1 protein-coding gene is annotated in these 1285 nt (G+C 56.3%); it reads right to left on the reverse strand.

Translation table 11 applies throughout. The features are described from left to right. Positions 1-527 precede the first annotated feature (527 nt). Positions 528-725 (reverse strand): hypothetical protein, encoded by a 198-nt coding sequence (locus ACP5J3_RS14725; protein WP_428496366.1) that lies wholly within the window; start codon positions 723-725, stop codon positions 528-530. Between the last annotated feature and the right edge of the window lie 560 nt (positions 726-1285).

A 1285-nucleotide genomic window follows, 5' to 3' on the forward strand; every position in this document is an offset into this window, starting at 1 on the left:
TGGCTTGGCGTGTTGACAAAACCCAAATTCTTAAAAACGGACGCGTCAGCCGGGCGGGCGATGACCGGACCCACGCTCGCAGATTTCTGAAGATTGGGAACTCAGGAGAGCCCGCCCGGCTAGTACTACAGTACTCCATAGATATAAATCTTCCCCGCCGATCACACGACGTACCTCTCAACTGCAACGTCTACAAGAAACGAAAAGGCAATCGCCGGTTAAAACAAGGCAGACTGCAGACAGCCGCAGAAACCACAAAGCCCTAAGTCGGGGGTTTGGAAGTACAGACAGCCGCCGACGCCTGCCCGAAGCACAGTAGCCATAGGGCGTTAATACGAACGCGGCCTATTGCCAGCGGCGTATATGAGCTCTGTTAGAGGCGAAAATCGCCGCCCTCAGCCCCTCCACCTGTCAGCCCTACAAATTCGTCAAGGGCCGCCTCTGGCCGCGTGAGTACTCGACACACCCCTCAGCCCACCTAGACATTCTACTAACCCCAGCACGAAATAAACCACAGACACAGCTGGCTAAACGGCGAGACAAGGCGCCAACCCCCCAAGGCTTGGAAGCCTCCTAGCCCTCTCATACATAAACCCTATGCCCAGTCCCTGGACCTTGTGGGGGGTTGTTACGACGTCCCCATAGAAGCCGGTATCGACGAGAGCCCTCAACCTAACCCCACCACCAGGGCCACGCACCTCCACCTCGACAATCACAGAACTCACAACATGCATCAGATTTCTATTAATAACATTCCATAAAATGAGAACAATAATGGTAAGCCACAACACGAGCCGCGTTTCAGAACGCTCCGACCGAGCCAAGCACAAAAAAGGAGAAATAACCACAGCCTAGCCCGAAGTGCTCCGATACCCATGAGAAAATTACGTACCGCCAACTCCTTGCACCACCACCGTCCCACGGCCAGCGGATCAGACCCGAGGCTTACGCAACTAACTTGTCTCTAAAAATCCCCAGCGCGAAGCCGCCCCCTCCAATGCCCCCCGGGCGGCCGCTCCACCTGGCGCCTTCGGCGCCTCGGGGCCCCGTGACCCCCAAGACGCCCGGAGAGCAGAAGGGGACATTCTGCTCAGCGCAGAGCCGCGTTGCCAGAGGGCCGGGTGCTTAGAGAAAAATTTATAAATATTTGTGGAGAATTTGATGGCCGGGCGGGCTCCCCTGAGTTCCCTATCTTCAGAAATCTGCAGGCCAGGTCTTCGGTCATCGCCCGCCCGGCTGACGCGTCCGTTTTTAAGAATTTGGGTTTTGTCAACACGCCAAGCCG

Source organism: Pyrobaculum sp., from assembly GCF_049971835.1.
Classification (GTDB): Archaea; Thermoproteota; Thermoprotei; order Thermoproteales; family Thermoproteaceae; genus Pyrobaculum.